The organism is Litoribacter ruber (genome assembly GCF_018449405.1).
Lineage (GTDB): Bacteria > Bacteroidota > Bacteroidia > Cytophagales > Cyclobacteriaceae > Litoribacter > Litoribacter ruber.
Genome location: NZ_JAHCMY010000006.1, coordinates 64,754 through 91,586 on the forward strand (window position 1 = coordinate 64,754; position 26,833 = coordinate 91,586).

28 protein-coding genes are annotated in these 26,833 nt (G+C 43.9%); 17 read left to right on the top strand and 11 right to left on the bottom strand.

The genetic code is table 11. The features are described 5' to 3' along the window. Window positions 1-50: 50 nt before the first annotated feature. Window positions 51-2,213, bottom strand: a complete 2,163-nt coding sequence (locus KI659_RS11875; RefSeq protein ID WP_213945570.1) for a glutamine synthetase III family protein — start codon at window positions 2,211-2,213, stop codon at window positions 51-53. A 236-nt stretch (window positions 2,214-2,449) separates the two neighbouring features. Here KI659_RS11875 and mtaB point away from each other — a divergent pair, with 236 nt between their 5' ends. Next, a complete protein-coding gene (gene mtaB, locus KI659_RS11880) occupies window positions 2,450-3,769 on the top strand; it encodes a tRNA (N(6)-L-threonylcarbamoyladenosine(37)-C(2))-methylthiotransferase MtaB (RefSeq protein WP_213945571.1) in 1,320 nt (439 codons plus the stop codon). A 75-nt stretch (window positions 3,770-3,844) separates the two neighbouring features. Continuing rightward, a complete protein-coding gene (locus tag KI659_RS11885) occupies window positions 3,845-4,198 on the top strand; it encodes a DUF805 domain-containing protein (RefSeq protein WP_213945572.1) in 354 nt (117 codons plus the stop codon). Here KI659_RS11885 and KI659_RS11890 read toward each other — a convergent pair whose 3' ends face one another. The 4 genes from KI659_RS11890 to lpxK all read right to left on the bottom strand — a co-directional run bounded on the left by KI659_RS11890 (window position 4,199) and on the right by lpxK (window position 9,178). Next, window positions 4,199-5,443: an ABC transporter permease gene (locus KI659_RS11890; protein ID WP_213945573.1), complete on the bottom strand. Its 1,245-nt coding sequence runs from the start codon at window positions 5,441-5,443 to the stop codon at window positions 4,199-4,201. It abuts the gene before it with no gap. Window positions 5,444-5,536: 93 nt separating this feature from the next. Beyond that, window positions 5,537-6,148 (bottom strand): tRNA-(ms[2]io[6]A)-hydroxylase, encoded by a 612-nt coding sequence (miaE, locus tag KI659_RS11895; protein ID WP_213945574.1) that lies wholly within the window; start codon window positions 6,146-6,148, stop codon window positions 5,537-5,539. 5 nt (window positions 6,149-6,153) lie between these two features. Beyond that, complete coding sequence (locus tag KI659_RS11900) at window positions 6,154-8,139, bottom strand: putative porin (RefSeq protein WP_317195969.1); 1,986 nt, start codon at window positions 8,137-8,139, stop codon at window positions 6,154-6,156. Next, window positions 8,111-9,178, bottom strand: a complete 1,068-nt coding sequence (gene lpxK, locus KI659_RS11905) for a tetraacyldisaccharide 4'-kinase (protein WP_213945575.1) — start codon at window positions 9,176-9,178, stop codon at window positions 8,111-8,113. The genes KI659_RS11900 and lpxK overlap by 29 nt, the downstream gene beginning before the upstream one ends. 57 nt (window positions 9,179-9,235) lie before the next feature. Between lpxK and KI659_RS11910 the strand changes: the two genes are divergently transcribed. From KI659_RS11910 to KI659_RS11920, 3 genes are all read left to right on the top strand, one after another. Further along, window positions 9,236-10,336 carry a Nif3-like dinuclear metal center hexameric protein gene (locus tag KI659_RS11910; RefSeq protein WP_213945576.1) on the top strand — a complete coding sequence of 367 codons (1,101 nt, stop codon included), beginning with the start codon at window positions 9,236-9,238 and terminating at the stop codon, window positions 10,334-10,336. Between the two features lie 3 nt (window positions 10,337-10,339). Further along, a complete protein-coding gene (locus tag KI659_RS11915; RefSeq protein ID WP_213945577.1) occupies window positions 10,340-11,104 on the top strand; it encodes a zinc ribbon domain-containing protein in 765 nt (254 codons plus the stop codon). A 99-nt stretch (window positions 11,105-11,203) separates the two neighbouring features. Further along, complete coding sequence (locus KI659_RS11920; protein ID WP_213945578.1) at window positions 11,204-11,629, top strand: hypothetical protein; 426 nt, start codon at window positions 11,204-11,206, stop codon at window positions 11,627-11,629. 24 nt (window positions 11,630-11,653) lie between these two features. Here KI659_RS11920 and KI659_RS11925 read toward each other — a convergent pair whose 3' ends face one another. Next, complete coding sequence (locus KI659_RS11925) at window positions 11,654-12,268, bottom strand: histidine phosphatase family protein (RefSeq protein ID WP_213945579.1); 615 nt, start codon at window positions 12,266-12,268, stop codon at window positions 11,654-11,656. Between the two features lie 56 nt (window positions 12,269-12,324). Between KI659_RS11925 and KI659_RS11930 the strand changes: the two genes are divergently transcribed. The 4 genes from KI659_RS11930 to rluF are packed head-to-tail and all read left to right on the top strand — an operon-like array spanning window position 12,325 to window position 16,409. Beyond that, window positions 12,325-12,747, top strand: coding sequence for a hotdog fold thioesterase (locus tag KI659_RS11930; RefSeq protein ID WP_213945580.1), 423 nt, complete (start codon window positions 12,325-12,327; stop codon window positions 12,745-12,747). 1 nt (window position 12,748) lies between these two features. Continuing rightward, the gene (locus KI659_RS11935) at window positions 12,749-13,954 is read left to right on the top strand and encodes a chorismate-binding protein (RefSeq protein ID WP_213945581.1); all 1,206 of its coding nucleotides are present in this window, start codon (window positions 12,749-12,751) and stop codon (window positions 13,952-13,954) included. Between the two features lie 2 nt (window positions 13,955-13,956). Next, a complete protein-coding gene (gene menD, locus KI659_RS11940; protein WP_213945582.1) occupies window positions 13,957-15,642 on the top strand; it encodes a 2-succinyl-5-enolpyruvyl-6-hydroxy-3-cyclohexene-1-carboxylic-acid synthase in 1,686 nt (561 codons plus the stop codon). A 2-nt stretch (window positions 15,643-15,644) separates the two neighbouring features. Beyond that, the gene (rluF, locus tag KI659_RS11945; RefSeq protein ID WP_213945583.1) at window positions 15,645-16,409 is read left to right on the top strand and encodes a 23S rRNA pseudouridine(2604) synthase RluF; all 765 of its coding nucleotides are present in this window, start codon (window positions 15,645-15,647) and stop codon (window positions 16,407-16,409) included. A 170-nt stretch (window positions 16,410-16,579) separates the two neighbouring features. Here the strand turns inward: rluF and KI659_RS11950 are convergent, their stop codons facing one another. After that, entirely contained in the window at window positions 16,580-17,197 is a 618-nt protein-coding gene (locus tag KI659_RS11950; protein ID WP_213945584.1) for a 2OG-Fe(II) oxygenase, read from the bottom strand. Window positions 17,198-17,255: 58 nt separating this feature from the next. Here KI659_RS11950 and KI659_RS11955 point away from each other — a divergent pair, with 58 nt between their 5' ends. Together KI659_RS11955 and KI659_RS11960 are read left to right on the top strand one after the other, a co-directional pair. Next, window positions 17,256-18,026: a hypothetical protein gene (locus tag KI659_RS11955; RefSeq protein WP_213945585.1), complete on the top strand. Its 771-nt coding sequence runs from the start codon at window positions 17,256-17,258 to the stop codon at window positions 18,024-18,026. A gap of 8 nt (window positions 18,027-18,034) precedes the next feature. Next, window positions 18,035-18,709, top strand: coding sequence for an OmpA family protein (locus KI659_RS11960; protein ID WP_213945586.1), 675 nt, complete (start codon window positions 18,035-18,037; stop codon window positions 18,707-18,709). 259 nt (window positions 18,710-18,968) lie between these two features. Here KI659_RS11960 and KI659_RS11965 read toward each other — a convergent pair whose 3' ends face one another. The 3 genes from KI659_RS11965 to KI659_RS11975 form a co-directional block, all read right to left on the bottom strand. After that, window positions 18,969-19,736, bottom strand: coding sequence for an XRE family transcriptional regulator (locus KI659_RS11965; RefSeq protein ID WP_213945587.1), 768 nt, complete (start codon window positions 19,734-19,736; stop codon window positions 18,969-18,971). A gap of 29 nt (window positions 19,737-19,765) precedes the next feature. After that, window positions 19,766-20,035 (bottom strand): hypothetical protein, encoded by a 270-nt coding sequence (locus KI659_RS11970; RefSeq protein ID WP_213945588.1) that lies wholly within the window; start codon window positions 20,033-20,035, stop codon window positions 19,766-19,768. Window positions 20,036-20,374: 339 nt separating this feature from the next. Beyond that, window positions 20,375-21,208, bottom strand: coding sequence for a 1,4-dihydroxy-2-naphthoyl-CoA synthase (locus KI659_RS11975; protein ID WP_213945589.1), 834 nt, complete (start codon window positions 21,206-21,208; stop codon window positions 20,375-20,377). Between the two features lie 169 nt (window positions 21,209-21,377). Between KI659_RS11975 and KI659_RS11980 the strand changes: the two genes are divergently transcribed. The 6 genes from KI659_RS11980 to KI659_RS12005 all read left to right on the top strand — a co-directional run bounded on the left by KI659_RS11980 (window position 21,378) and on the right by KI659_RS12005 (window position 26,159). Next, a complete protein-coding gene (locus tag KI659_RS11980) occupies window positions 21,378-21,632 on the top strand; it encodes a DUF6364 family protein (RefSeq protein ID WP_213945590.1) in 255 nt (84 codons plus the stop codon). 79 nt (window positions 21,633-21,711) lie between these two features. Then, window positions 21,712-22,047 (top strand): PIN domain-containing protein, encoded by a 336-nt coding sequence (locus KI659_RS11985; RefSeq protein WP_317195971.1) that lies wholly within the window; start codon window positions 21,712-21,714, stop codon window positions 22,045-22,047. 413 nt (window positions 22,048-22,460) lie between these two features. Beyond that, a complete protein-coding gene (locus KI659_RS11990; protein ID WP_213945591.1) occupies window positions 22,461-23,879 on the top strand; it encodes a sensor histidine kinase in 1,419 nt (472 codons plus the stop codon). A 5-nt stretch (window positions 23,880-23,884) separates the two neighbouring features. Further along, window positions 23,885-24,562 carry a LytR/AlgR family response regulator transcription factor gene (locus tag KI659_RS11995; protein WP_213945592.1) on the top strand — a complete coding sequence of 226 codons (678 nt, stop codon included), beginning with the start codon at window positions 23,885-23,887 and terminating at the stop codon, window positions 24,560-24,562. Beyond that, window positions 24,559-25,404 carry a hypothetical protein gene (locus tag KI659_RS12000; protein ID WP_213945593.1) on the top strand — a complete coding sequence of 282 codons (846 nt, stop codon included), beginning with the start codon at window positions 24,559-24,561 and terminating at the stop codon, window positions 25,402-25,404. Before KI659_RS11995 ends, KI659_RS12000 begins: the two co-directional genes overlap by 4 nt. A gap of 185 nt (window positions 25,405-25,589) precedes the next feature. After that, window positions 25,590-26,159 (top strand): hypothetical protein, encoded by a 570-nt coding sequence (locus KI659_RS12005; protein ID WP_213945594.1) that lies wholly within the window; start codon window positions 25,590-25,592, stop codon window positions 26,157-26,159. A gap of 110 nt (window positions 26,160-26,269) precedes the next feature. Here KI659_RS12005 and KI659_RS12010 read toward each other — a convergent pair whose 3' ends face one another. After that, window positions 26,270-26,803 (bottom strand): methionine-R-sulfoxide reductase, encoded by a 534-nt coding sequence (locus tag KI659_RS12010; protein WP_246535386.1) that lies wholly within the window; start codon window positions 26,801-26,803, stop codon window positions 26,270-26,272. Window positions 26,804-26,833: the final 30 nt, after the last annotated feature.

Genomic DNA, 26,833 nt, shown 5'->3' on the forward strand with positions numbered 1-26,833 from the left:
AAGCCACCAAATTTTATTGGTGGCTTTTGAATTTGCTAATGTTACAGCGATTATTTCAAAAACAGCATTTCTCTGTACTTCACCAATGGCCAATTTTCATCGTCCACTAGGAGTTCAAGTTTGTCTACAGCGTATCTGATTTTCTGGAAATATGCTTCCTTCACTTCAGTGCTATAGGCTTTGGCTTTTTCCTTTACATCTGTCACCTTGTTGAGTCTTCTTCTCACATCAATCATGGCATTGACATTTGATTTGATCGACTCGATGTAGTTGCTGACTTCTTTGATGGTTTCTACAGCAGCAGTATTATCCAAACCTAGATCTTTCATACCCTGGGCATTTTGGATCAGTTTATTTTGATAATTGATAGCCGTAGGAATAATATGATTAAGCGCCAAGTCACCCATAACTCTGGATTCAATTTGAATCTTCATCACGTAGTTTTCCAGCATGATCTCATGTCTGGCCTCCACTTCGATCTCAGAAAGTACCTTATGCTTGCTGAATAGTTCTTTAACCTTTTTGTCCTCGAAAATATCAAGTGCAAATGGCGTGCTTTTCAGGTTGGACAATCCTCTTTTTTCTGCCTCCTGTTCCCACTCTTCGGAGTAACCGTCACCCTCAAATCGGATGTTTTTGGTTTCGCTGATATATTTACGAAGTACATTAACTATAGCGATTTTCTTCTCTTTGCCTTTTGCGATTTCTTCTTTCACATCGGCATGAAGGGTTTTCAGGGTTTCGGCTACGATGACATTCAGAGTTGCCATTGGACCAGCCACGTTGGCATGTGAACCTACGGCTCTGAACTCAAACTTGTTGCCCGTAAAGGCAAACGGAGAAGTCCGGTTTCTATCGGTGTTGTCAAGGATAATCTGAGGGATCTTGCTAATCCCCAGCTTCATATACATGTTATCACCCTTTTCAATCTTGAGGTTACCATTTTCCTCCAGCTCATCCAAAACGCTTGTCAAAGTAGAGCCTAGGAATACAGAAATAATGGCTGGAGGCGCCTCATTGGCTCCCAATCTCCAATCGTTGCCGGCAGAGGCGATGCTTGCTCTAAGCAAATCAGCATTGTCATGAACGGCTTTGATAGTAGCCACCAAAAACGTCAAGAACTGAAGGTTTTCGCGTGCGGAATTACTTGGCTGGAAAAGATTGACCCCTGTATCGGTGATCAGAGACCAGTTGTTGTGCTTACCGCTACCGTTAAGGCCTGCAAATGGCTTTTCGTGGAAAAGAACTTTAAGGTTATGCTTTTCAGCCACCTTGGTCATCAAATCCATCAACAGTTGGTTGTGGTCAGTTGCCCTGTTGATTTCTTCATACAATGGGGCAACTTCAAATTGGCCTGGAGCCACCTCATTGTGACGCGTGGAAACAGGAATTCCCAATTTCCAGGACTCGATCTCAAACTCCTGCATGAAATCCTTAACACGCGTTGGAATAGACCCAAAGTAGTGATCATCCAGCTGCTGTCCCCTTGCAGGGTTATGGCCAAAAACTGTTCTACCTGCCATGATCAAGTCAGGTCTAGAAGCAAAAAGCGCTCTGTCAATGACAAAATATTCCTGCTCGACACCAAGCGAAGCTGTAATTTTTTTAACATTCCTATCAAAAAGCTGACAGACAGGTATAGCAGCATTATTGACGGCTTCGATAGACTTCAACAATGGTGTTTTGTAATCCAAGGCTTCTCCGGTAAAGGCCACGAAGATAGTTGGGATACAAAGAGTTTTATCAAAAATAAAGATTGGAGAAGTAGGATCCCAAGCGGTGTAACCTCGGGCTTCAAAAGTGGACCGGATGCCTCCGTTTGGAAAAGAGGAAGCATCTGGCTCCTGCTGGACTAAGGCAGATCCTTTAAATTTTTCTATTCCGGACCCTCCATCGAAAAAGGTATCGTGTTTTTCGGCAGTTGAGCCTGTTAGTGGCTGAAACCAGTGAGTGTAATGGGTCACCCCTTTGGAAAGTGCCCAGGTTTTGATGGCAGAAGCAACCTCATCGGCGGTGCTAGTGTCAATTTTCCCGCCTTTTTCAATTGCATTACTTATTTTTTTGTAAACGTTTGGCGCCAGAGCTTCCTTCATCTCCTTGAGTCCGAAAACCTGACTGCCGAAATAATCAGAAATTTTGGCTGAAGGAGCGACTACACTTACCCGTTCCCTCTGTTGCACCATTTTGAGTGCTTCTTGTCTTAAAGTTGCCATTTTTTATTTATGTGGTTTGATTTTAATACACAAATCTAACAATATTTATTTTTACTATGCAAAAATGGTCAAAAATTAAACCATTTTTCAGAGTTTTATCAAATTTTACAGATAAAACCCTTCTTTTTTGATCCACCCTATGGTTTGCAATCAAATCAATACAGAAAAATACCGGATTGAAATCTTAAGGGAATATGCTTACCTTTGCGGATTAATTAAGCATCAAGGATTTAGGTTTGAAGAAGGTAGCATTTTATACGTTAGGCTGTAAGCTCAATTACTCAGAAACCTCTACAATAAGTAGAATGTTTGAAAATAAGGGGTATCAGAAGGTCGAATTTGACCAAACTCCCGACATTTTCATCATCAACACCTGTTCGGTAACCGAGAATGCCGACAAAAAATGTAAAAAGATCGTCAAGGAGGCCAAAAAGATTTCCCCTAATTCTTATGTGACTATTATAGGCTGTTATGCCCAGCTTAAACCTCAGGAAATCGCCACCATCAAAGGGGTGGATGCCGTATTAGGGGCGGCCGAAAAATTTAGACTTATTGAATTGCTTGACGGCTTTGCCAAAGAGCAAGAAGCCAAAGTGCTGGCCTCCGAGATCCAGGAAGCCACTGTTTTCAACAACGCTTTCAGCATCAATGACCGCACCAGGACCTTTTTAAAAGTTCAGGATGGCTGTAATTACGGCTGTGCTTTCTGCACTATTCCTCTTGCCCGGGGTAAAAGCAGAAGTGACAGTATCGCCAACATTTTAGATTCTGCCAGGGAAATTGCCGCTTCCGATGTGAAGGAGGTGGTACTGACTGGCGTCAACATCGGCGACTTTGGAATCCAGGATGGCAAGAGAAAAGAGCGCTTTGCAGACCTGGTAACTGCATTGGATGAAATTGAAGGAATCAACCGCTTCCGTATCTCATCCATTGAGCCTAACCTTTTGACTAACGAAACGATAGAATTTGTTAGCAGATCAAAGCGTTTTGTTCCTCATTTCCATATCCCACTTCAATCTGGAAGCAATACTATGCTAAGGGCTATGGGCCGTCGCTACCTGCGTGAGCTTTATGAGGACCGTGTATCCAAGATTAAGACCCTCATGCCCCACTGCTGCATTGGCGTGGATGTGATTGTTGGATTTCCCGGAGAAACTGAAGAGCTGTTCTTGGAGACCTATAATTTCCTTAATGAACTCCCTATCTCCTACTTACACGTATTCACCTATTCTGAACGTGCCAATACACGGGCGACTGAGATGGGCGGGGTGGTACCTATGAAGGTTCGAAATGAAAGGTCCAAAATGTTACGGATTCTTTCTGAGAAAAAAAGAAGGCAATTTTACCAAGAAAATCTGGGCAAAACTTATACGGTTTTGTTTGAAGAGGATGTGGAAGAGGGTAAAATGCATGGTTTCACGGAAAACTACATCAGGGTTTCCGCTAAGTATGACCCCATGCTGATCAATGAGACAAAGTTGGTGCAACTGGTCGAGATCAATGAAATGGGCTCGGTGGATATCGAAGAGCCTGAAATCGTATACGAAAAACACTAAGAATTTTATAGGCCAAAGTCTAAACATCCTGCCTACAGCAAACGTTTAACTACTGATTATCAACGGTTTTCAGGTATGAAAAATGTACTGGAACCTACGGGCAGGATTACCAGAAGAAAGTTTCTGGTCCTCTTTGTGGTTTTTTATTTCATCAACCTTTTATGCCTGCTGAAGATGTACGAATCTTTGGAAATTCAGGCCTGGGTCAGTTTTGCCATTTTTGGAATCATCCTGGTCACCACCATTGTGTTTCTCATGGTAGCTGCCATCAGAAGGTTACACGACATTGAGTTGGACTGGAAATACTCACTCTATCTACTAATACCTCCCCCTATCAACTTCATAGGATTTATCTACCTGACTTTTAAAGAGGGGACTGTAGGGCCAAACAAATACGGCCCGGATCCTAGAAACACGGACGTGGTCTGATTATTCGTAGCGGAGGGACTCTATTGGGTCGAGTTTGCTGGCTTTGTATGCCGGAAAGAAACCACTTAGCAAGCCCACCAAGATACAGATACCGAAGGCCACAAAGATCCACAGCCAAGGCACCAGAAACCCGCCTGGCCCAACCAAGTTGGCCACCACGTTTCCGATTCCAATCCCAAACAGCACTCCAAGCAGACCGCCCAGAAGGCAGATTACTATCGCCTCGATCAAAAACTGTTGCCTGATTCTAAGAGGGGTCGCCCCTAAAGCTTTTCTCACGCCAATTTCCCGGGTTCTTTCGGTCACCGATACCATCATGATATTCATTAGACCTATTGCTGCACCCAGCAAGGTGATGAAGCCAATTCCAAAACCGCCAATGCGCAAAAAGCCGGCTACCTCCTCTAGGCTTTCTCCCAATGTCTGGCTCTTGACGATCTCAAAGCTATCTTCATCCCCAATCCTATCTTGGCGGATTTTCCGCATCACACCGGTGGCATGGCCCATTTCGTAGTCCATTTTTCCTGGGTCAGATAAAGAAGCCGTAATGGCATATCGGAACGTCCCATTTCGATCGAGTCTTCTGGCATTTTCCAAAGGAATCACCACAGCCCTATCAGGGCCGGATCCGGCAGTGGCACTCCCCTGCTCCTCAGTCACCCCGATGATGGTATACCTGCTACCATAAAAAGTAATATGCTGATTAATCGGGTCCTCCCCTTTCTCGAAAAGGGCAGATACGATTTCCTTGCCCACTACACATACATTGTTCCCAAATTGTATCTCGGAATTACTAAAGTTTCTCCCTTGTTCAATCTTAATACCCTTGATGAAAAAATAATTTTCATCCCCGCCAATCATTCTGCTATTTGGATTGGTTTTTTTGGAACCCCGCTTGATCTCCGTGGCTCCGGAAAAATTGGAAAACACGGTTACCACACCTCTTTGGGAGTATTCGTCCCTAAAGGCGGTGGCCTCTCTGTAAGAAATCGGCGGATAGGTTTTTTGAGCCACACCATCCGTGGTCACTCTTGCACCATTCGAAAACCTTGATTTCACATCAAAGTTGTTGGCACCGAACCCGGCAAAGCTCTCCTCAATCTGGGCTTTCATTCCATCTATGGCGGTAAGCATGCCCACCAGGGAGGTAATTCCAATGGCAATAATCAACCCAGTAAGGATTGTTCGGAGTAAATTGGACTGAACGGAGCGTAACGCTTCCTTTATGTTTTCAAGAAGATTCATTCTGTAATAAAAATACCGGATGTAAGTATAACTAAAAAACTCCAGAGTACATAGAACCTGTCTTTACTCTTTTTCAACGGTCAAAAAAACTTATCAATGCACTCTATCATCCCGCATTTCCAATTCCGAGATAATTTTGGCTTCTTGGGCTAGCCATTCTTTCCATCGGGCTTCCACTTTTGCCTCATCCTGGTAATGCCTCGCCAATTCCAAAAAATTCACATAATGCCCGGCTTCAGACACCATCAATTCATAATAGAATTTCTTGAGTTCTTCATCCTGGAGGTTTTTCCAAAGGAGTTTAAACCTCTCACAGCTCCTGGCTTCTATCAGGGCATTCATCAGCAGTTGCTCTGTGAGTTGCTGCATGCGATTGCCACCTTTTTTGACAAACTGAGCCAATCTGACTACATATTCATCCTTTCTTGGCCAGCCAAATGGAATATTTCTTTTTCGGAGCTGGTCCATCACCCTTTCAAAGTGGGCCCATTCCTCGGCTACCACAGGAGTGAGCGTATCCACCAAAAGCTCCAGATCCGGGTATTTCAAGATAAGGCTGATGCACGAACTGGCCGCTTTTTGCTCACAATATGCGTGATCAACCAAAATATCACCCAAATTCATACTTGCAATGTCCACCCATCGCGGATCGGTGGGCAGCTGCAAGTTCAACATCTTATTCTTTGTACTTTCTTCCCAACTCATTTTTATCAATCAAAGAAGGACCAATTGATCCCCAAATCCAGCATTCCTTTCAGTCCCGTATACCCTGGTGTCACAAAATAGCCAGGCTGTTCCAAAAGGTTATCATTCAAATGATTGTATCGGATGGATATCCTGGTCCTGTTGATTCGGAAATTGAAGAAAAAGTCAACCACGGGATACCCCTGCACCAAGAAATTGTCCTGCAGGTAAAACTGTTGGGTGGAAGGCATCCAGGCTGGCGCGAAATATTCACTTCTATATCTACCTTCAATTCCTATTTGCACGAAAATGTTCTCATCAAACCAAGGGCTGTCATAGAAAATCCTGGAGTTGACAAACCATTCCGGGATACGGAAATTGTCGGCTCCATCTCCAGTAATGGTGGTGTTATAGATTTCACTCTGGAAAGCGAATTTACCCAAAAAGAGATTGGCCGTCACCCCTGGGATCACCATGAAGGCATCGGCGGCGGTTTGTTCCGGCACCACCTCTTGGTTATAATAAATATAATTGCTCACTCTATTCAAAGTAAGTGATGGCCTAATCGAAATCGGTCCAAAATCGGCCTTCAACTGTCCGGTGATCTGATCCACCCCTGTGTTGGAAAGATCGTCGTTGGTCCATTGAAAATGGTTGCCACGGTATAACAGGTGCATCAAAGTAGGACGGTAAAGGGCCTTGGTATAGGTCAAATCCAGATAAGGCGACCTAAAAAGCCCCTTGATTCTAAAGGCATCCGGAATGAAATACTCCCCTTCCCCTTCAAAATACCACCTTTCGCTTATCTGACCGCGGAGAGCGCCACCGATGTAAAATTCATTGAAGCTGTTGTTGCTTTCAAAGTAGGGGCTTGCCATCCGGCCGGTCCGGAATTTCATGAATGCATTATAATAGATCGGCCCAATATCCCCTTTGAAACCAAATTCATTTCGCCATTCCGAAAAATGGCTTAGATTTCGGGTACTATCGGTACGGTCACCATCTTCACCAACATGAAACCTGTTGGTATTAAACTGGTCGAAAAACAAGTTATCTGATCCGGCCATGTCGGACACAAATGACACCTCTTGCTTTTTCTTGTCAAAGACATGGTAAATCTGCCAGCCTTTCACTACTTCATACTGGTGGTAAAGGTGGTAATCCTGCCTCAGATCATTGGCTTGGGAATTACGGAGCCACATTTTGGAATCCTCATAGGTAAAATAAAGCGAGGTGCTGTCCACTTCAGGTGGAATGATCCCCCCCTGCTCATTGACCGTATGCTTCATTCTCGAGAAGTTGGCTAGAAGTATGTATTTCTCGTTTTCTGAACGGTAGCTGGTGTGGATAGAATAGCTGTTCTGCACAGCCATGTTATCATCCCTACGGCTGGGGTTCAGTACTTTTCTGGCTCTGATAGTATTAAAATTAAACCCAACATTCCATCTGGGATTGATGTTTCGGGCAAATGCCACATCCAGCATATTGCGATTTCCCCCACCAAAAAAGGCCCCCAAATTAGTATAAGGCGACTTGGTATCGAAATACGTCATACTATCGGGAGAATTGTAATATAAATCGTAGGCATGAAAACCTGAAGTCCTTCCGATCTGGCCGGGGATTTCATAGAAAATCGGCATTGCACCACTCCCTATATTACCCAAATCCTGATGCCTATACCAGTGCCTGGCCACGGGCTCATAATTATGGAAACCGGTCAAAGCCGTGTCTATCTCAGTAAGCTCAAACCTATTGTGCCGGATATGTTTTTCTTTGAAATACAGGGTGGTGCGTGGCCCATACACCTGCTTGGTGGAGTCATCTAGGATACCTCTTCGGGGTCCCGCCTCCTCTTGGTCTTCGTCTGGATCCTGCGCCTGTCGCTGCTGGGGGCGCTGCTGACCCTGAGGGGGAGGCATAGTGACCTGGGCGCTTGCCTGAAGACAAAAGCCTAAAATGCCCAAAAAAAGGATGAGAAAATGTTTAAACCTCACGCTTATAATCTTTTTCAATTATGCTTTTTTGGATCATGTCCATCAGCAGCTTTTCATCTTTGTGGTCAAAATCCACCTTGACCGGAATTGCAAAAATCGGAATTTCCTCCAATAAATGGGCAAATTTCCTGTCTTTTAGTTTGACCATATCCTTTTCGGTGGTCAAAATCACCGCTTCATTTCCTCCAAACTCCTGAAAAGCCTTCCTGATTTTGCCGGCATCCTCCTCGGTATATTTATGGTGATCCGCAAATTCCAACGTGTATTTCAGGTTATATTGCCCTTCCAGCCTTTCTTTGAGCACTTTGTTATCAGCAATTCCGGTAAGGAGAATGACATCTTTGGTCAGCTTTCTTCCTGTCGGGAAAATTTCGTAAGGGTCACCGTATTTTAATCCGGCAAAAAAAACAGGGGTATCAGTCACCGCATATTTGGCTATTTTGCTTCGGTATTCCTGCTTGGTTTTCTCCGAAAGTTCGTTCGGGCATTTGGTCACCACCACAGCCTGGGCTCTGGAAGCTCCTTTTCTATGCTCTCTTAATGTTCCCAACGGGACCACCTTGTCATCGAAAAATGGTTTTTGAAAAGTAGTCAGCAGAATACTGAAATCACCTTTTACATACCTGTGCTGAAAAGCATCGTCGAGGAGGATCAAATCTGTGCCGGGGAACTCCATGATGACCTGGGGGATGGCCATCACCCGTTGTTCGCCCACGGCTACATGCACTTTTTCCCCAAACTTGGTGAAAATCTGAAAAGGCTCGTCCCCTATTTTTTCTGCCGTGGCATCTTGATCGGCTATGATCACCCCGGTGGTTTTCCTGCCATAACCGCGGCTCAGGGTGGCGATTTCATAATGACTGGAAAGCCTTTCGATAATAAATTCCACCATGGGGGTTTTGCCAGTACCTCCTAAGGCGAGGTTACCCACCACCACGGTCGGGATTTCAAACACTACACTTCTTTTGCTCCCTATATCAAAAAGCTTGTTTCTCAACCTGGTCATTCCATCATAAAGCAGGGCAAATGGATACAAGACGGGGTCAAATGGGCGCATTGGGGAAAATTTTGTTAATTTTGATTACCGAACATTCAATTAAGCAAAGACAAATATATGGTTTATTCTATAAGAGATATAACATCCTACCTGGAAACCTTGGCTCCCCCAGCCTATCAGGAAAGCTACGACAATGCCCAACTTCTCACAGGCGATCCGGAAGCTAAAGTAACAGGGGTGCTCTGTACACTCGATGCTACAGAAGCCGTGGTGGATGAAGCTATTGAACTCAACTGCAATCTGATTGTTGCCCATCATCCCATTATTTTCAAGGGATTAAAAAGTCTCACCGGGAAAAACTATATCGAACGTACGATTATAAAGGCCATCAAAAAGGACATCGCCATTTACGCAATCCACACCAACTTGGACAATGTCTCCACTGGGGTGAACAAGAAAATCTGCGATATGATAGGCTTGGAAAACACCAAAATATTAAGTCCCAAGAAACAGATGTTGCAAAAGCTGGTTGTCTTCGCTCCATTGGCATCAAGGGAAGAAGTGAGCCACGCGCTATTCCAGGCCGGAGCGGGTCAAATAGGCAATTATAAAGACTGCAGCTTTTTCCTTCAAGGCACAGGCACCTTCACCCCCAATGAAAAAGCGAACCCAACCATAGGAAGCCAAGGAAAGGAGGAGGAAGTGGAAGAAGCAAGAATTGAGGTGATTTTTCCCCAGTACCTATCGGGAAAGATTTTAAACGCCATGAAGAAAGCTCATCCCTACGAAGAGGTGGCCTACTACCTTCAATCGCTGGAAAACACAGATCAGGAAATCGGTTCGGGCATGATTGGCGAACTTCCAGAAGATATGGATGAGCAAAGCTTTTTTGCCCAACTTAAAAAGAAAATGAATCTAAACGTGGTGAAAAGGACTGCGTTGAGGGGCAAACCTGTGAGAAAAGTGGCGGTTTGCGGGGGAGCAGGCATCTTCCTTTTGCCAGCTGCCATCCGATCCGGAGCTGATGTATTTGTCACATCCGATGTAAAATATCATGAATTCTTTGACGCGGACGGTCAAATCATTTTAGCAGACATAGGCCATTACGAAAGCGAAATTTATACAAAAGATTTATTAAAAGAGAAATTGTCACAAAATTTTAGTAATATTGCACTCTATTTGACAAAAGTAGTTTCGAATCCCATAACTTATATATAGTACATGGAAAGTACAGTTGCACAGAAACTTGAAGCCATACACAACCTTCAGAAAATTGATTCCCGCCTAGATGCTATTTTTAAAATCAGAGGAGCTCTTCCAGAAGAAGTTCAAGACTTAGAAGATGAGATCATAGGTTATGAAACCCGCCTTGAGAAGTTCCAGACTGACATTACGGCCTTGGAAGATGAAATTAAGAGGCATAAAGAAGCTATCAAGGACTCAGAAAAGCTGATCAAAAAATACCAGGAACAGCAAATGAACGTCAGAAACAACAGAGAGTATGACGCCATCACTAAGGAACTGGAACTTCAAGATCTGGAAATTCAGGTAAGCAGAAAGAAAATCGGTGAAGCAGAAGCCAGAATCGAGTCCAAAAAGCAGGATGTAGATGCCCTACAAGAAACTTTGAAAGACCGTAAGAAGGATCTTGATACCAAGAAAGACGAGTTGAAGTCAATTGTTTCGGAAAGCGAATCTGAAGAGAACAAACTTAGAAGCGAAAAACAAGACGCCGGCAAGAAAATCGAGGACAGACTATTAAAGTCTTACGAGAAAATCCGCAACAATGCCAAAAACGGCCTAGCCGTAGTAATGGTTAAAAGAGGAGCTTGCGGAGGTTGTTTCAACATCGTGCCACCACAAAGACAAGCTGATATCCGAGAGAAAAAGAAGCTTATTGTATGTGAGCACTGCGGTAGAATCCTCGCAGGTGTAGAGGATGAAATCGAAGATGAGACTACGCCAAAGAAAAAAAGAAAAGCATAAAATGAAGCCCGAAGCAATTCGGGCTTTTTTTTTGCATATTTTTTGTAGAATTGAACAATACATTAGAGTAAAAACGTTTATTTTTATATATTCGATATTATGAGAACACTACTGACTGCCATATTAACGCTTACCATATTTTCTTCTGTTTTTGCAAAAAACCCAGAAGATAGAACATTCCTTATCATTTTTGATAAAGAGGAGTTAAAAGAGCTTAAGACTAGTCCAGAGTACATTGAACTTACTTTTAACCAGATGTTTACTACCAAAACATATTCTGGCAACAGCGAGTCGGTACTATTAATGACTATCCCAAACTGTAACATGGATCCATGTCAAGTGGGCGAATTGTTGGTTAGGGTAAACAGAAATACCACACTTTCGCTTCAGGAGGTAGCCTTTAGAATCGTAGACCTCAATGAGAGCAAGTCTGCCTATCAAGCCCTGCTTGCCCAATTGGACAATAAAAAAGACAACGGAAAGAAAAAGAAAGAGAAAGGGATTCTCTCCCTAGTCGCAAATTAAAAAAAGCTCCAAATGGAGCTTTTTTTATTCTAAATAGGAAGTGTCATTATACCTATCCAGCCTAAACTGCAGATTACCCATCAGGGTAAGTTCATAGCAACAGAGATTTTGATGTTCAAATAAATCCATGTATTGTAAGGGATAATGTAGCATCACACTCAGCAGCATCCGCATCGCTCTGCCGTGCATGCACAGCAGTACTGTTTCCTCCCCATCCTGCAGGATTTTCTTCAACCCTTTTTTGAGGCGCCGCTTCACCATATTGGGAGATTCGCCCCCAGCAATGGCATAATCAAGATCCCCAGACGCCCATTTTTCAAGCATGTGCAGATAATACTGGTTTTCGTCGTGAGTCATAGGAACCCCTTCATATTTACCCCAGCTGATTTCATTCATTTCCGGAAGGCTTTCACTCGGGATACCCAATTCCAAAAACCCGGCTATGGACTGTCTGGTCCTTTGTAGAGCCGTGTAATACACCTTATCGAAGGCTATATGCTTATGTGCCTCAAAAAATGCCTTGGCCTGCTCCTGGCCGTAACTGTTGATAGGTGCATCAATTCCCGAGCCTTGCACTATGCCCTTCAAATTGTAATCTGTCTGTCCATGACGGACTATGTATATTTTTTTCGTGGCCAAAAGTTCTTTATTTTTGCTTTCAATTTTCAAAGAAAAGGCTTTTTATCCAACATTTCATGATCTTTCCCCAAAACCTGCAACTCGAAACCCTAAACCAAATGAGCCAAAATACCATGGTGGAATACCTGGGGATAGTGTTTACAGAAATCGGAGAAAATCACCTTGCAGCTACTATGCCCGTAGACCATAGAACCAAACAACCTATGGGACTGTTGCATGGAGGAGCAAATGTGGTGCTTGCCGAAACCATCGGTAGTGTGGCCGGAAACTTTGTTTTAGACAGGGAAATACAACATTGTGTGGGGCTGGACATCAATGCCAACCACCTCAAAGCTGTCAAAAGCGGCTTGGTGAAAGGAATCGCTACCCCTATTAAACTCGGAAGCAAAATCCAGGTTTGGGAAATCAAGATTTATAACCAGAAAAATGAAATGACCTGTATCTGCCGGTTGACTTTGGCGGTACTGGATAAGGGATAATATGGAGACAACTTCGAGTATTAAAGCAATCACTCACGAGTCCTATTTGGACTTGATGCTGCAATATGCCTTTCAAGAAGGTTTTAATTTTGCTGTTTGGAGAAAGCCTAAATCCAATCAGGTAGAAATCATCATAGATTCCGAGCCTGTTCTGCGCCAAGGAATGCCCCAGTTGAAAGAACTGCCCGCTGGATTTATAGCCCATAATTTTGAGGATGGCACCTCCCCCTCCTATTTTTTCTTGGAAGCAAAGGAATATTATAGCCTTGATTTGGGTACTCCGGTGGAATTGGAAGAAAACCATCCCTTTGTCGAAAACACGACGCTTTCTAAAACAGAACTCCAAAAATTAGTTCGAGAGGGCATCAAGAAAGCCTCCAAGGGACTTCAGGTTCAGGAGACCAGTAAGGAAGACTTTATCGATCAAGTCCAAAAAGGAATTGACCAGATTAATGGCGGGAAACTGATTAAAGTAGTGCCAGCCAAAATTAAAAAGCAGGAATTGAATGAAAATTTAGATTTGAGCCAGACTTTCCTAAAGCTTTGCGAATCATACCCCAATGCTTTCATAAACTTTGTTCATAGCCCGGCATTCGGCACCTGGATGGGTGCAAGTCCCGAAGTCTTGATCAAAACCGAAGGCAATACCTTTTCTACCATGTCTCTGGCTGGCACCCAAAAAGCAATCGGTGACAATCCTCTCAAAACTGCCGCCTGGACCCAAAAGGAAATCGAGGAACAAGCATTGGTGAGTAGGTATATAGTAAACTCATTTAAAAAAATCAGGCTCAGGGAGTATGAGGAAAAAGGGCCAAAAACTGTATTGGCGGGCAATCTTCTGCACTTACGCTCTGATTTTATTGTGGACATGGAGACTACCAATTTCCCCCAGCTAGGTTCCACCATGCTGGAACTGCTGCACCCTACCTCGGCTGTTTGCGGCATGCCAAGGCAAGCTGCCCTAGACTTTATTTCCGCGAATGAGAGGTTTGAGCGCACCCTTTTTGCGGGCTATTTTGGCCCGGTAAATGTGCAGGATGCCACTTCTGTTTTTGTCAATCTCAGAACAGCGCAACTAATGGGCGATCATGCCTACCTCTATGCGGGTGCGGGCATCACGGAGGACTCCATTGCTGAAAAGGAATGGGAAGAAACCGAAATGAAGTGCGATATTATTGGACGATTTTTCACTAAAGAAAATAAATAGATTTGGTAATCCAGCCCATCAATGATCTAGTAGCCATTGCGGCTAAAAAAGGCATAAAAGAGGCCATACTCTCACCTGGAAGCCGATGCGCTCCGCTTACTTTGGCCTTTGCCAGGCATCCCGATATCCATTGCCGGACTATTTCCGACGAAAGGTCGGCTGCTTTTGTGGCCATGGGTATGGCCCAGCAGCTGGAAAAACCCGTGGTACTGGTCTGCACCAGCGGATCTGCCGCATTAAATTACGGCCCGGCTGTAGCTGAGGCGTATTATCAGCAAATTCCTTTGCTAATCATCACCGCTGATCGCCCAAAGGAGTGGATTGACCAATGGGATGGGCAGACCATCAGGCAGGAAGAAATCTATGGCAAACACGTGAAGGGGAGTTTTAACTTCCCCGATGAATTTTCAAATGAGGATAAGGTTTGGCATGCCCACCGGATCACAAATGAAGCCATAAACTTGGCAAATAGCTACCCAGCAGGCCCTGTACATATCAACATCCCTCTGAGAGAACCTTTCTACCCGAAAAGAGAGGAAATGCTGGACTTTAAAAAAGACTTACCCTGTTTTGAAACGGTAAAGGGGAACAGCACTCTCTCGGCTGATGATGAACTGAAGTTGGGCGAAAGCCTGAAGAAATTCAAAAAAATAATGGTTGTTCCCGGGCAGCAAAAGCCAAATAGAGCTATCAGGGAATTGCTTGGCAAGTTACAGGAAGACGGGAAGGCTGCGGTGGTGACAGATGCCATTTCCAATTTATCCAGCTCAAACAGTATTACTTTTCACGACACCTTTATACCCCATATCAAGGAGGATAAGGATTTTGAACCTGATCTTATTATCAGTTTTGGAAAATCCATTATCTCCAAAGGCTTAAAGCTATTCCTGCGGGCGAGTGGGGCAACACACTGGCACATTTCCCCTGCCGGAGCCTATAGCCCCGATACTTATCAAGGCTTGAGTAAGTTGATCCAAGTATCACCAAAGTCTTTTTTTGGGTTCTTTTCAAAAGTTGAACCTGGGCATAGCCAGACATTCGTCCAGAAGTGGAAGAGGGAGGACGAAAAAATTGGAAAAAGATTTATGGAGGTTTTATCGAGCGCAAGGTTTGGTGAATATCAAGCCGTGCACCTGATTGGGGAAAAAATCCCTTCTGAATCCAGGCTTCACCTTTCCAACAGCATGGCTGTCAGATATTTCAATTTCCTGGGACTAAAAAATCTTCCCTTCGAGATTGTCTGCAACAGGGGTACCAGTGGGATCGATGGCTCCAACAGCACCGCTGTGGGCTGCACATTCACGACCAAAGATGCTGTGACGCTCATAACGGGTGACATGGCCTTTTTCTACGACCGCAATGCCTTCTGGCACAATTACAACATGCCTAATCTTCGGATAATTGTACTCAACAATCACGCTGGGGGAATATTCAGGTTGATCGATGGACCAGCAGCCCAGCCGGAATTGGAGGAGTTCTTTGAAACTAAGCAGGCTTTAAGCGCAGAACACTTAGCAAAAGAGTTTGGGTTTGCTTATCAATCTGCCAGCAATAGTTATGAACTGAGGGCTGCTTTGGATAGTTTTTACAATAAATCGATGGAGCCAAAATTACTGGAGGTTTTCTCGGACAGCAAAACCAATGCGGAAATACTACAATCCGTGAAGGCACAATTGAAAGGAGCTTAGAAATGGAAGAGCAAAGAAGTTCTATTAACCTCAACAAATACATCAGTGACACGGGGATCTGCTCCCGACGTGAGGCTGAAAAATTCATTGTGGCCGGCAGGGTCAAAATCAACGGTGAGGTGGCCGCATTGGGCAACCGGGTATTTGAAGGGGATGAAGTCCTTTTGGACAACAAGCCCATTAAGGCCAAGGAACAGCCCATTTACTTGGCTTTCAATAAGCCAGTGGGCATTACCTGTACAACCGAAAGGCATATCAAAGGAAACATCATCGACTTTATCAAGCACCCGAAGCGGATATTCCCAATAGGCAGGTTGGATAAGCCTTCCAAGGGCTTAATTTTTCTAACCAATGATGGGAATATAGTCAACAAAATTCTTAGGGCGGGCAACAATCACGAAAAGGAATACACTGTGGGGGTGAACAAGCCCATAACTCAAAGCTTTATTGATAAAATGTCTAACGGGGTACCAATTCTGGATACGGTCACCAAAAAATGCAAGGTAGAAAAGATTTCGAACTTTGTATTTAAAATCACACTTACCCAGGGGCTGAACAGGCAAATCCGTCGGATGTGCGAATACCTGGGGTACGAAGTCACCAGCCTTCAGCGAGACAGGATCATGAACATCACCCTTGAGGGCATCCCTGAGGGAAAGTGGCGCTACCTCCAACCCAACGAAATCCAAACCATCCTCCAAGCTGTCGCTCAAAGTAGCAAAACCGAGGAAGCATCACGAATACCGAGACCGAGGAGAAAAAGGTAAATGATGTATTATGTACTAGGTACTAAGTACTATGTTGATGCAAAAAATTCTCGCCACTTTGTGAACAATTGTTACTGCGAACAGGCCTTGGTACCACTTTACATTTTTGTGCCCTTCGTGGCCATTTTCTCCGCGAAGAAGCTTTTGTTGCAATTGCCTCCGCAAAGCAGTTACGAATATTCAATATCCCTTAGCCAACCCGTAATACTTATCCTTTGCTTGTTGGTAGGCAATACCTCATGGGGGATTTCGGCGCTGAGGAAAACCACAAGCTTTCCGCCGCTAGGCATAATATCCAGTATTTTTTCCTCTCCGTCCTCCTGTGGCAGGTACATCCGCAGCTTGCCTTCATCCTCTTCGGTCCAGGAGTCATTCAAGTAAATGATGACGGTAACCACCCTGTACTTAACCTGCTGAAATTGATCCAGGTGGCGCAAATAGAACGAGCCAGGGGGGTACATGGCAAAATGAGCTTCAAAAGAGCGCAAACCCAAAAAGCACCGCTGATTAAGCGCAACTCGTATTTCCTCCACCAAGTTCCAATATTGATTTTGCAGGGGAGTGAGAACCAGGTGGTCCATCCAAAGCACTTTGTCGCTCCGGATTTCAGGTCTGATGGTAAAGGCATCCCCTTTTCCCACTCCCGCATGGCGAAACTGGCCATGTTCAAGCAGGTCCTGCTGTTCGGCGAGTAACTCCTTGCGGAAGTCTTCTGAAATGAAATTTTCAACAACAGCATATCCATTCTCATAGACATCCTGCACGATTTTTTCTATATGGTCTTGCATATGCGATCTAACGTGCAAATAAACAGATTAATTTAATAGAAATATATAATTTTGTAACATGCATTTAAAGAAAGAAGATATCACCAGACTGGAGATTGAATTTGACTCCGGTTCAGTGCCGCCGCCTTTTAGCCATACTTTTAAAATCAGAGTAGGTTTTGAAAAAGGCTTCGTCAATACACAACTTGAAATCACCTATACCCATCGCGAGGGGCTCACCGAGGAAGAGATCCTTGACGAGGGCTTCACGATGAACGATGACTTTCAATACAAGGGAGAGCTGCCAAAAGTTTGGGAAGAGCCCCTAAAAGAGCTTTACGCCAGCACCCGCTGGTCCAATAAAAAGTACTTGGGAGACGAAGGCGGGATAAAAGTCTTAGCCAAAGACCTTCATGGAAAAATAGCCCGCGGCATACCAGCAAACAATGAGGATTGGCAGCATATGGCCCAAGATTTCATTCAGGCTGTATATGAAATCAGTAATAGGGAATTGCCACTGAATCTTCAATATTATGTAAACACCAAAGAGGAAGGTGAGCTGTTTTATGACCTGAAAATGAAGTTTGCCACCCGCAAGGTTGACCTGGAAATCAACGGACAAAAGAAAGAAGCAGACTTTGAGGCTACCAAACATATGCTTGGTTTTGTGTATTTGCCTGATTACGATTATGAACTGGCAAAAGAGGCCAAACCGACCAAACGAGGCCACTATATCAATTTAGGGGATGGCTTCTGGCATGAATTTGGCAAAGGCATATTTAACCTAGATGATTCTTTTGATGCGGTTTCCAAAATCAAAAGCGGATTTAGAAAGCTGAACCAACCCTAAAAAATTATATGCGTAGTTTAAAATCATTATGTGCCATAGCCCTGGGGGCTGTTTTTTTATTCAGCTGTGCCAACTGGAGCAGCACCGGTAAAGGTGCCGCAGCCGGTGCCGGTGCCGGAGGTGTTCTGGGTGGCGTGATAGGCAGCAAAAAAGGTAGCACAGCCGGAGGCGCCGTGATCGGAGCCGCAGTGGGCGGTGCAGCCGGTGCAGCAATTGGCCGCTACATGGACCGTCAGGCCAAGCAATTGGAAGAGGAAGTCAAGAATGCAGAAGTTGAAAGAGTGGGTGAAGGGATAAAAGTGACTTTTGAATCGGGTATTTTGTTTGGTTTTGATTCTTACAGCCTCACTCCTGCCGCACAGGAAAATGTTCAGGAGCTTGCCAGGATCCTAAATGAGTACCCTGATACCTATATCCAAGTAGAAGGCCATACGGACAACCGTGGTTCGGCAACTTATAACCAGGGTCTTTCCGAAAGAAGGGCCAGTTCTGTAGCCAACTATTTGAAGATGCAAGGCGTGGCCAGCGACAGGATTACCACCACAGGCCATGGTTTTGACAAGCCTGTAGCGGATAATGAGACCGACGAAGGCAGAGCGAAAAACAGAAGGGTTGAAGTGGCCATCTGGGCTAACGAAGACCTAAAACAAAAAGCCGAAGAAGGCGAATTGGAACAAAATTAACCAACTCTTCATATACCAATCTAAAAGGCTGTCCATTGGGCAGCCTTTTGCTTTATACTGGTAGCGGATCGGGAGGATCAGAAAACACAGAGGGAGGGTTGAAAAAAAATTAACCGCAATGGACGCTGAGGTTCGCAAAGAAAAAAATCGACACAAGAAAATAAACCCCAGAAACTGTTCCGAGGATATCACGGATCGGGAGGATCTGAGGGCACAGATACTTTAATTGGGCTTTCTGAGGGAAGACCAAGGGAGGAACTTACCGTTGGCGGATTATTTCTGATTTGAGGTCCGAAATCATCTCTGAAAGATCTTCAAGTGTGACTTTTTCCTTCTTGTCTTTGGGGTGGGGAAATTCCGTGCTGATAAAAGCTTTGGCTTCCCATATCTCCAACACATCCTCTGGTGCTATCTCGTAGGGCTTATATTGTTCATTATCAGACACCAGCAACAACGTCCCTTTTTCCTCCAAATAGTTAAAAAGTCTTTTGTATACAATCCCCTCAGTTCCGGTAACCAGGACATAGGTTTTACCGCTTTTAACATTCTGGAAATCGTCAATAAAAGAACCTATTATCACGGTGCCGGGCAGTATAGGCAGCATGCTGTCCCCACTGATTTCAAAACCTCTATAGGATGCATTTCGGGGAAGATTTGGCAAATTGAATTGGGGCAATTGCTCCATATATTCCGGATCGGAATAGCCGTTGAGATAGCCGGCAGAAGCTTTTTGGCTAATCATGGGGATAGTCTCCTCCTCCTTTTTATCCAATGTGACCGTAAGGATCCTTGTTTCGGCAGACTGAAAAGTCCTTTTCCCCTGAGTTTCCAAATCCCTTTCAATCAAATCATCAAGACTTACATTGAATATTGAGGCTACTTTCTGCAAAGAAGGAAGTTTAGGTTCAGAGCGGCCGTCCTCATACGCTGAGATCATGGTCCTTTTAACTCCCAGTCTCTCGGAAAGCTCTTCCTGAGTCATGGCGCTGGATTTTCTCAAAAACCTAATATTCTTTCCAAGATTCATATCGTCAGGGTATTTAAATGCCAGTCAATTTAAGCACTATAAAGATAAAAATTATGGTCATCTTGGTAATTGCGGCTGAAAGAAAAACGCTGTAGGTCATAGGAAGCTTTTCTCTTTTCAGCAATCCTGTTTTTGATCTCTTCTATCACCTCTCCTACCGATCTGGATCCGGTCACCAAAAGGTAACCATATTGTGGATGTTTTTCATCCTCGATGAAAAATTTCACCTGATGATTTCCCGAAGCCAACTTCTTGCTTGTGATTCTGATTTTCGACTGTTGTTCTGTGTGCGTCTCCATAGTGGTTGTTGTTTTAACTGACACTAAGTTACGAATGTTTATAAAAACAACAAGTCAACGTTCATAAAATAAACGTTTATGTGACATTAAATGACATAAAATTAACCGAAGAGACGAAAAGCTCGCAGAGATAAGAAATAGATTATTCATCGAAAAAGGAGGAGTCCGTTCCCGAACCCCTCCTTTTTTTAAATGTACTCTTATTTATTACCTCTATTGGCCAATTTAATTAAAGTAGCTCCACATTCGTGCGACTTCATTTTACTTTATGCCACTTTGGGATTTCTTTATGATCTTTGTGCTACTTCTTTTTTCCTTGTGCCACTTTGTGACCCTTTTCTAAAGCGACAACCAAGGAAACTGCTTGAAATCCGGCTTTCTCTTTTCCAGGAATGCCTTTCTGCCTTCTTCTGCTTCCTCGGTCATGTAAGCCAATCGGGTGGCCTCTCCACTGAAGACCTGCTGACCTACCATTCCATCATCTACCAAGTTGAAGGCAAATTTGATCATTCTGATGGCTGTAGGGCTTTTACCCAAGATTTCCTGAGCCCATTCGTAGGCGGTTTCCTCAAGTTTGTCATGCTCGACCACTGCATTTACCATACCCATTTCAAAAGCCTCCTGGGCTGAATAATTTCTACCCAAGAAGAATATCTCTCTAGCGCGCTTCTGCCCTATTTGTCTGGCCAAAAGAGCCGAACCATAGCCCCCATCAAAAGAAGCCACATCCGCATCCGTCTGCTTGAAGATTGCGTGCTCCTTACTGGCCAGTGTCATATCACAGACCACGTGAAGACTGTGACCTCCACCGACAGCCCAGCCTGGTACTACACAGATCACCACCTTGCTCATAAAGCGGATAATACGCTGAATATCCAAAACGTTGAGTCGCTGAACACCGTCCTCACCTTGGTAACCTTTGGCACCTCGAACACGCTGGTCGCCGCCTGAACAGAAAGCATACTTGCCGTCCTTGGCCGGTCCCTCGCCGGAAAGCAGGATGACTCCAATGGTATTGTCTTCCCGGGCATCGATCAGCGCCTCTTCAAGTTCAAACAAAGTCTTTGGTCGGAAGGCATTGCGTACTTCCGGTCTGTTGAATGCAATTCGAGCCACCCCGTCGCATTTTTTATAGGTAATGTCTTCGTATTCCTTTACGGTTTTCCAGTTCATAAGTCGAAATAATTAATGAAGCTGCAAGATAATGTGTTTGGGGGAAAAGGAGGCTTTTTCCTCTCGCAGATTTCGCACCCGGCAACCCCAAAGCCACGTAATTATATTGGAAAATTTACACGTATTTCTTTTTTTATTTCGTATATTAAACCTGTTAAATTAAGGACTTATGAACACCAAATTAACCCTAACGCTTGACAAAGATGTAATTGAAAAGGCAAAAAGGTATGCCTCAAATAAGGGAAGAAGTTTATCTGACCTCATCGAAAATTACCTGAAAGTTTTGACGGAAGAAAAAACTGAGAAAATCACGGAATTAACGCCTTTGGTAAAATCCCTCAAAGGCTCATTTAAAGCACCTGAAAGTTTTGATTACAAAAAAGAGCTTGCTAGAGGCCTAAAGAAGAAATATCTTAAGGAATGAAAAATGTATTAATCGATATACAGACATTATCCTTGATTTTTTCTTTGACAGGAAACCCTTTTCAGATGATGCCGCAAAAATTTTAGCGCTCTGTGAAGCAGGGGAAATTACCGGATATGTTACTCCTGTTATCATCAGCAATATTTATTATTTGCTGAGGCAAACTGCTAAGCATGAGACGGTCATTGATAAACTTAAGGATCTGATGTCTTTTATAGAGGTTCTGATTATCAATAAGGAGGTGGTACAACAATCGCTGAGATCCAGTTTCAGGGATTTTGAAGATGCTTTGCAAAATTATTCAGCAGAATCGGCCGGGAAACTAAATGTAATTATTACACGAAATGTAAAAGATTTCAAACACAGCAAAATCGGAGTTATGACTCCTGAAGGTTACCTGAAAATGATTGATTAATTGGCTGACTAAATTAAATATTGTTTTAGGCTCCTTCCCTGAATTCCCCTCCCCTGGAAATTTAAATTCTCCACCTCTTCCAGAACTTTAGCCCTTGGTGTGCTAAACCTTCATTTTTTTATTCCTCAAAAGGCGAATAATTCCATCCCAAAATTCAAGCCTTCCGTCACATTTTTTTGCATGCCTCTTTACTGTTTGATATTCTTGTCCTATCAAATTCAAAATATAATGAAGCCCAGCGCATATAAAAGAAAAATCTTCCTGCTCCTGATTATAGGACTGTTTTACAACTTTTACCTCCACCAAAAAGTGGTATCAGTATCTGCAGTTCAGGGACCCAGGGAATTATATTGGCATATTAAATTTATAAATGAATGGCAATTCTTTAAAAATATTACTCTAAAATTACTCTCGTGAAACAAAAACCTTTTTCCTTCAGACAGATTGAGTGGTGGTTTATTACTATCATCTTTCTGGCAATTGTTCTAAGTAATATCCTCTCCGTCAACATCGATTATCTTACTCGGGGCAATGACCTTAGGATGAACCGTTATATCGCCAATATTTTCCTTCCGCTGATATTGTATGGGGCGTTTTATTTTGTTCATATGAAAATCATTCCCCAATATCTACTGGACCGGAAAAAATCAAAGTTGATCATTTATTCCCTTTTGGTGTTTTTTGTATCCTTAGCTTTGAGCATGCCTTTTTACTTTGGAGCCAACTATGGGGACCATCCTTTCATGCCTTTTTATTTTTCAGCAGTGGCTATTTACCTTTCCTATTTGCTGTTGGTTTATATCTTTAAAAGGCTCATTCTGGATCATTCTCCCAAGGATTATTCTTTTTACAATATTATCCGGCTCATTACCCTATATTTATTCACTATGCTCTTCCTGTTGAAGATGCAGAAGTATTATTGGGATCTTTTGCTGGTGGTTTATATGATCGTTCTTCCTGCGATCCTGGCCGTTTCTATATACAACTTCCTCCTTGTCTACCAATATGAAAAGTCAGGAAGAAATGGTGAGGCACGGGCCTATTACTGGCTACTACCTGCCTTGGTGGCCATAATTTTTATTGTCATAGGCATTGGAGGCAGGTCCTTGGAACCATTGATTGCAGGCGCAATCTGCATCCTATTGATGATGTTGGTGGTACTGCCCCTGTCCAATCTCCTTTTCAGGAAATATGATGATTTTCTGGGCCAGATCAGCACCCTTTCTCTGCAGGTGGACCAGGGGGCAGCCAATCTTGATTTTCTCCGCTCCCAGATCAACCCCCACTTTCTCTTCAATGCCCTTAACACACTTTACGGAACAGCACTTCAGGAAACCGCAGAACGGACCGGCGAAGGCATACAGAAACTCGGGGACATGATGAGGTTCATGCTGCACGAAAACCACCAGGACACCATTCCTGTGGAGCGGGAAAGAGAATACTTGCTCAATTACGTGGACCTGCAGCTGCTCCGGCTCCAGGATCAGGAAAACATCGACATCACCTTTTTACCCGGAGAGACTCCTTGTTCGGGAATGATTGCACCAATGTTGCTGGTGCCATTTGTGGAGAATGCTTTCAAACACGGCATCAGCTTCCGAAAAAAGTCCTGGATAAAGATCAGTCTCCGCTGCCTTGAGGGATCCGTTCACCTGGACGTCAACAACAGCATTCACCGAAAGGATGCCGATGACCCGGAATACAAGGCTTCGGGAATCGGACTGGAAAATGTCCGGCAAAGGCTTAAACTTCTTTACGGTGACCGGAACGAGCTGGTGGTCAGGGAAAATGAAATGGAATTTTTTGTACATTTAAGCATCAAGTTAAAATGATAAAGATGCTGACGGCAATAGCTATTGACGATGAACCCATGGCCTTGGAAGTGGTGAAGGCACATGCTTCCAAGGTTCCTTTCCTGGACCTTCAGCATGCCTTCACCGATGGCATACAAGCACTGGAATTCCTTAAGGACAATCCCGTAAACCTGATTTTCCTCGATATCAAGATGCCGGATATTTCAGGGATGGAACTGGCCACCCTGCTTCCCAAGCAGACCATGGTTATCTTTACCACCGCTTATTCCGAGCATGCGGTCAAAAGCTTCGAATTAGACGCGGTGGACTACCTGCTCAAGCCTTTCCACCTTAGCCGCTTTTTGAAATCCTGCCAAAAGGCCCAGGAACTGTATGCCTTCAAAGCAGGTGCGGGCTCTGGATCCATCTTCATCAAGACCGGCTACGAGCAGGTTCGGATTGATTTTGACAACCTCCAGTATTGCGAGGCCAACGGCAACTATGTCACCTTCCACCTGCCCCGCGAAAAAATTCTCAGCCGTATGACCCTCGGGGAGGTTGAAGACTTGGTTCCCGCAAGCTTTATCAAGACCCACCGCTCCTTTATCGTCAACAGCTCCAAAATTGACCGCGTCGAGAGGCACCAGCTTTCTATTGGGGAGAAAATGGTTCCGGTGAGCAGCTCCTATTACGAAATGTTATTAAAAAAAATCAGCAAATGAGTTACAAGAAAAGTAACACCGAGTATAGCCACAAACCATCAAAATCGATCTCGAGTAAATCTTCAACGATGAATTTCAACATCCACCAAACCGGTAAAAATCTTAAAGAAAAAATATCCCGGCGTATAAAAAGGTCCCAGATTCCCATCCTTGTTTATCTGGTCCTTATTTGCAGTATGGTTCTCCTTTGGTATTTGAGAGATTTTCAGGACGGCATCACCATGGATTTCTTTGCCGAGCTTTTTGGTGCGGCCTTTACGCTGTTTATCATTGATGTCCTATTGGTCCGGTCCAAAACCAAGCGATGGAAGAATGTACAGGAGGAAATCAATTACCTTATATCCAGAAACGTCAACAGATTGAGAGACGGGATCTCAACCAGGGTCTTCGGATTTTCACCCACCATTGATCATGAGTTGGACGAATTGCAGGCCATCCAGGCCGTACGGGACCAGCGCAATGTTTTCCTCATCAGGATAGCTGCCCTCAATGAGGAAGATTTAATCAGAAGCCTCCACCAAGAGGAGCTATTTTCCGACAACACTTATGATTATTTCAATGAAAAGGCGGATGAGATTTGGGCTATTTTAAATATGAAATACTCTGATGATCTTCACCCGGAAATGGTTTCCCTTTTAATCAACCTTCATGTCCAATTGAAGGACATATGTAGCCACATCAGGCAATACCTGAAAATAAAACGCTTCCCTGAAGAGCGCAAATATTATAGCACAATAGGATTGAAAGGCGTATCTGTGAGTATGTCCAAAATTCTCCTGATTTTAAACAGGTTAAAGGAGGAAGGATATTCGGAAGCAGCTTCATTGATAAAATCTACTTAAGTCAATTTTACAAATTATCCCCGTTAAGTACCTGTTATTAGGTATGATTACCAAAAGTGAGTGGCCATGTTTACACAAATTTATTTCAGGGCTGTTACTTAGAAACAGTATATGTAGCCAATTACAGTAGGAAAATTTCCAATTTTTGGAATAATTACTAAATTCACTATTTCAAACTTTTCCTTATGAGAAAAATCCTACTTTCTATTTTGGTCATCACGGTAATTTTGTTTTTATGGAGCGGAATGACGCAGTTGTTCCCGTGGGGGGTCCCTTCTACTCAAAATGTAGCTACCCAGAGTCCGGGACAGGAAAAATTTGAATCCGACCGGGTTTTGGAATTGCCGGCCCAAAGTCTCACCACCTCAGCTTACGATTCCCTCTTTGCTGGAAAAATCAGTACCCTAACCACGGATGATACATTTTCCTGGATTGTCAACCGGCCAATAGAGACGTATGATATGACGGGATATTTTGTCAAAGAGATCATTACCCAAGCCTTGGTGGCCCTCCTTTTATCAATATTGCTTTTCCTGACCCAGCCCTTGCCTTTTGGCAGACGGATGGCGATCATTGTTTTTGCCTCCCTGGCTGCTGTCACGGCAATCTATGGGCAGTTGATGAACTGGTGGGGCTTGCCCAATGTCTATGCTTTGGGCGTTAGTTTCAACCTGATTATTGGATGGACAATTGCGGCCTATGTATCGGCAAAATGGATTATAAAAAAACCGGCACACCCTGCTGTACCGGCTTAAAATTAAAAACCGCGGAACTTGTCCCGAGGAGCGTAGAGGATCGGGGAGGCGCAGAATATGCAAACATTAAATTAAACTCTGTGCCCTCTGCGTCTCTGCGGTTAATTTCTTTAATTTTCCACCTTAGTAGGAAGCGGTTTCCCGTCGGGAATAAAGCTCATGGAAACTGAGTTGACACAGTGTCGAACATTTTTGTCGGTGAATCTTTCCCCTTCAAATACGTGCCCCAAGTGACCATCACAGTTGGCACAAAGGATTTCTACCCTCCTACCATCGGGGTCAGTCTTCCTGGTCACCGCACCTTCTATCTCATCGTCAAAGGCAGGCCAGCCGCAGTGGCCGTCAAACTTGTCCTCTGACTTGTAAAGTGGTGCATTGCACTGTCGGCAGATGTAGGTTCCTGCTTCAAAATGGTTGTCATACTCTCCCGAAAAGGGTCTCTCTGTACCTTTTTTCCGGATTACGTAATCCTCCATATCGTTCAATACATTGAAAGGATTGTTTTTTCCATCCTTTACGATCAGCTTTTCATCATTTTGCTCTGACATAGTTTCATTCTGGGTTTCTTTCCTGTTGGATTCCTGCGCACACGCGCCAAAGGCCACCGAAATGGCTAACAGGGTTACAATAATATATGTTTTCATCTGATTGAAATTGTCTTTGGTGCCAATGGA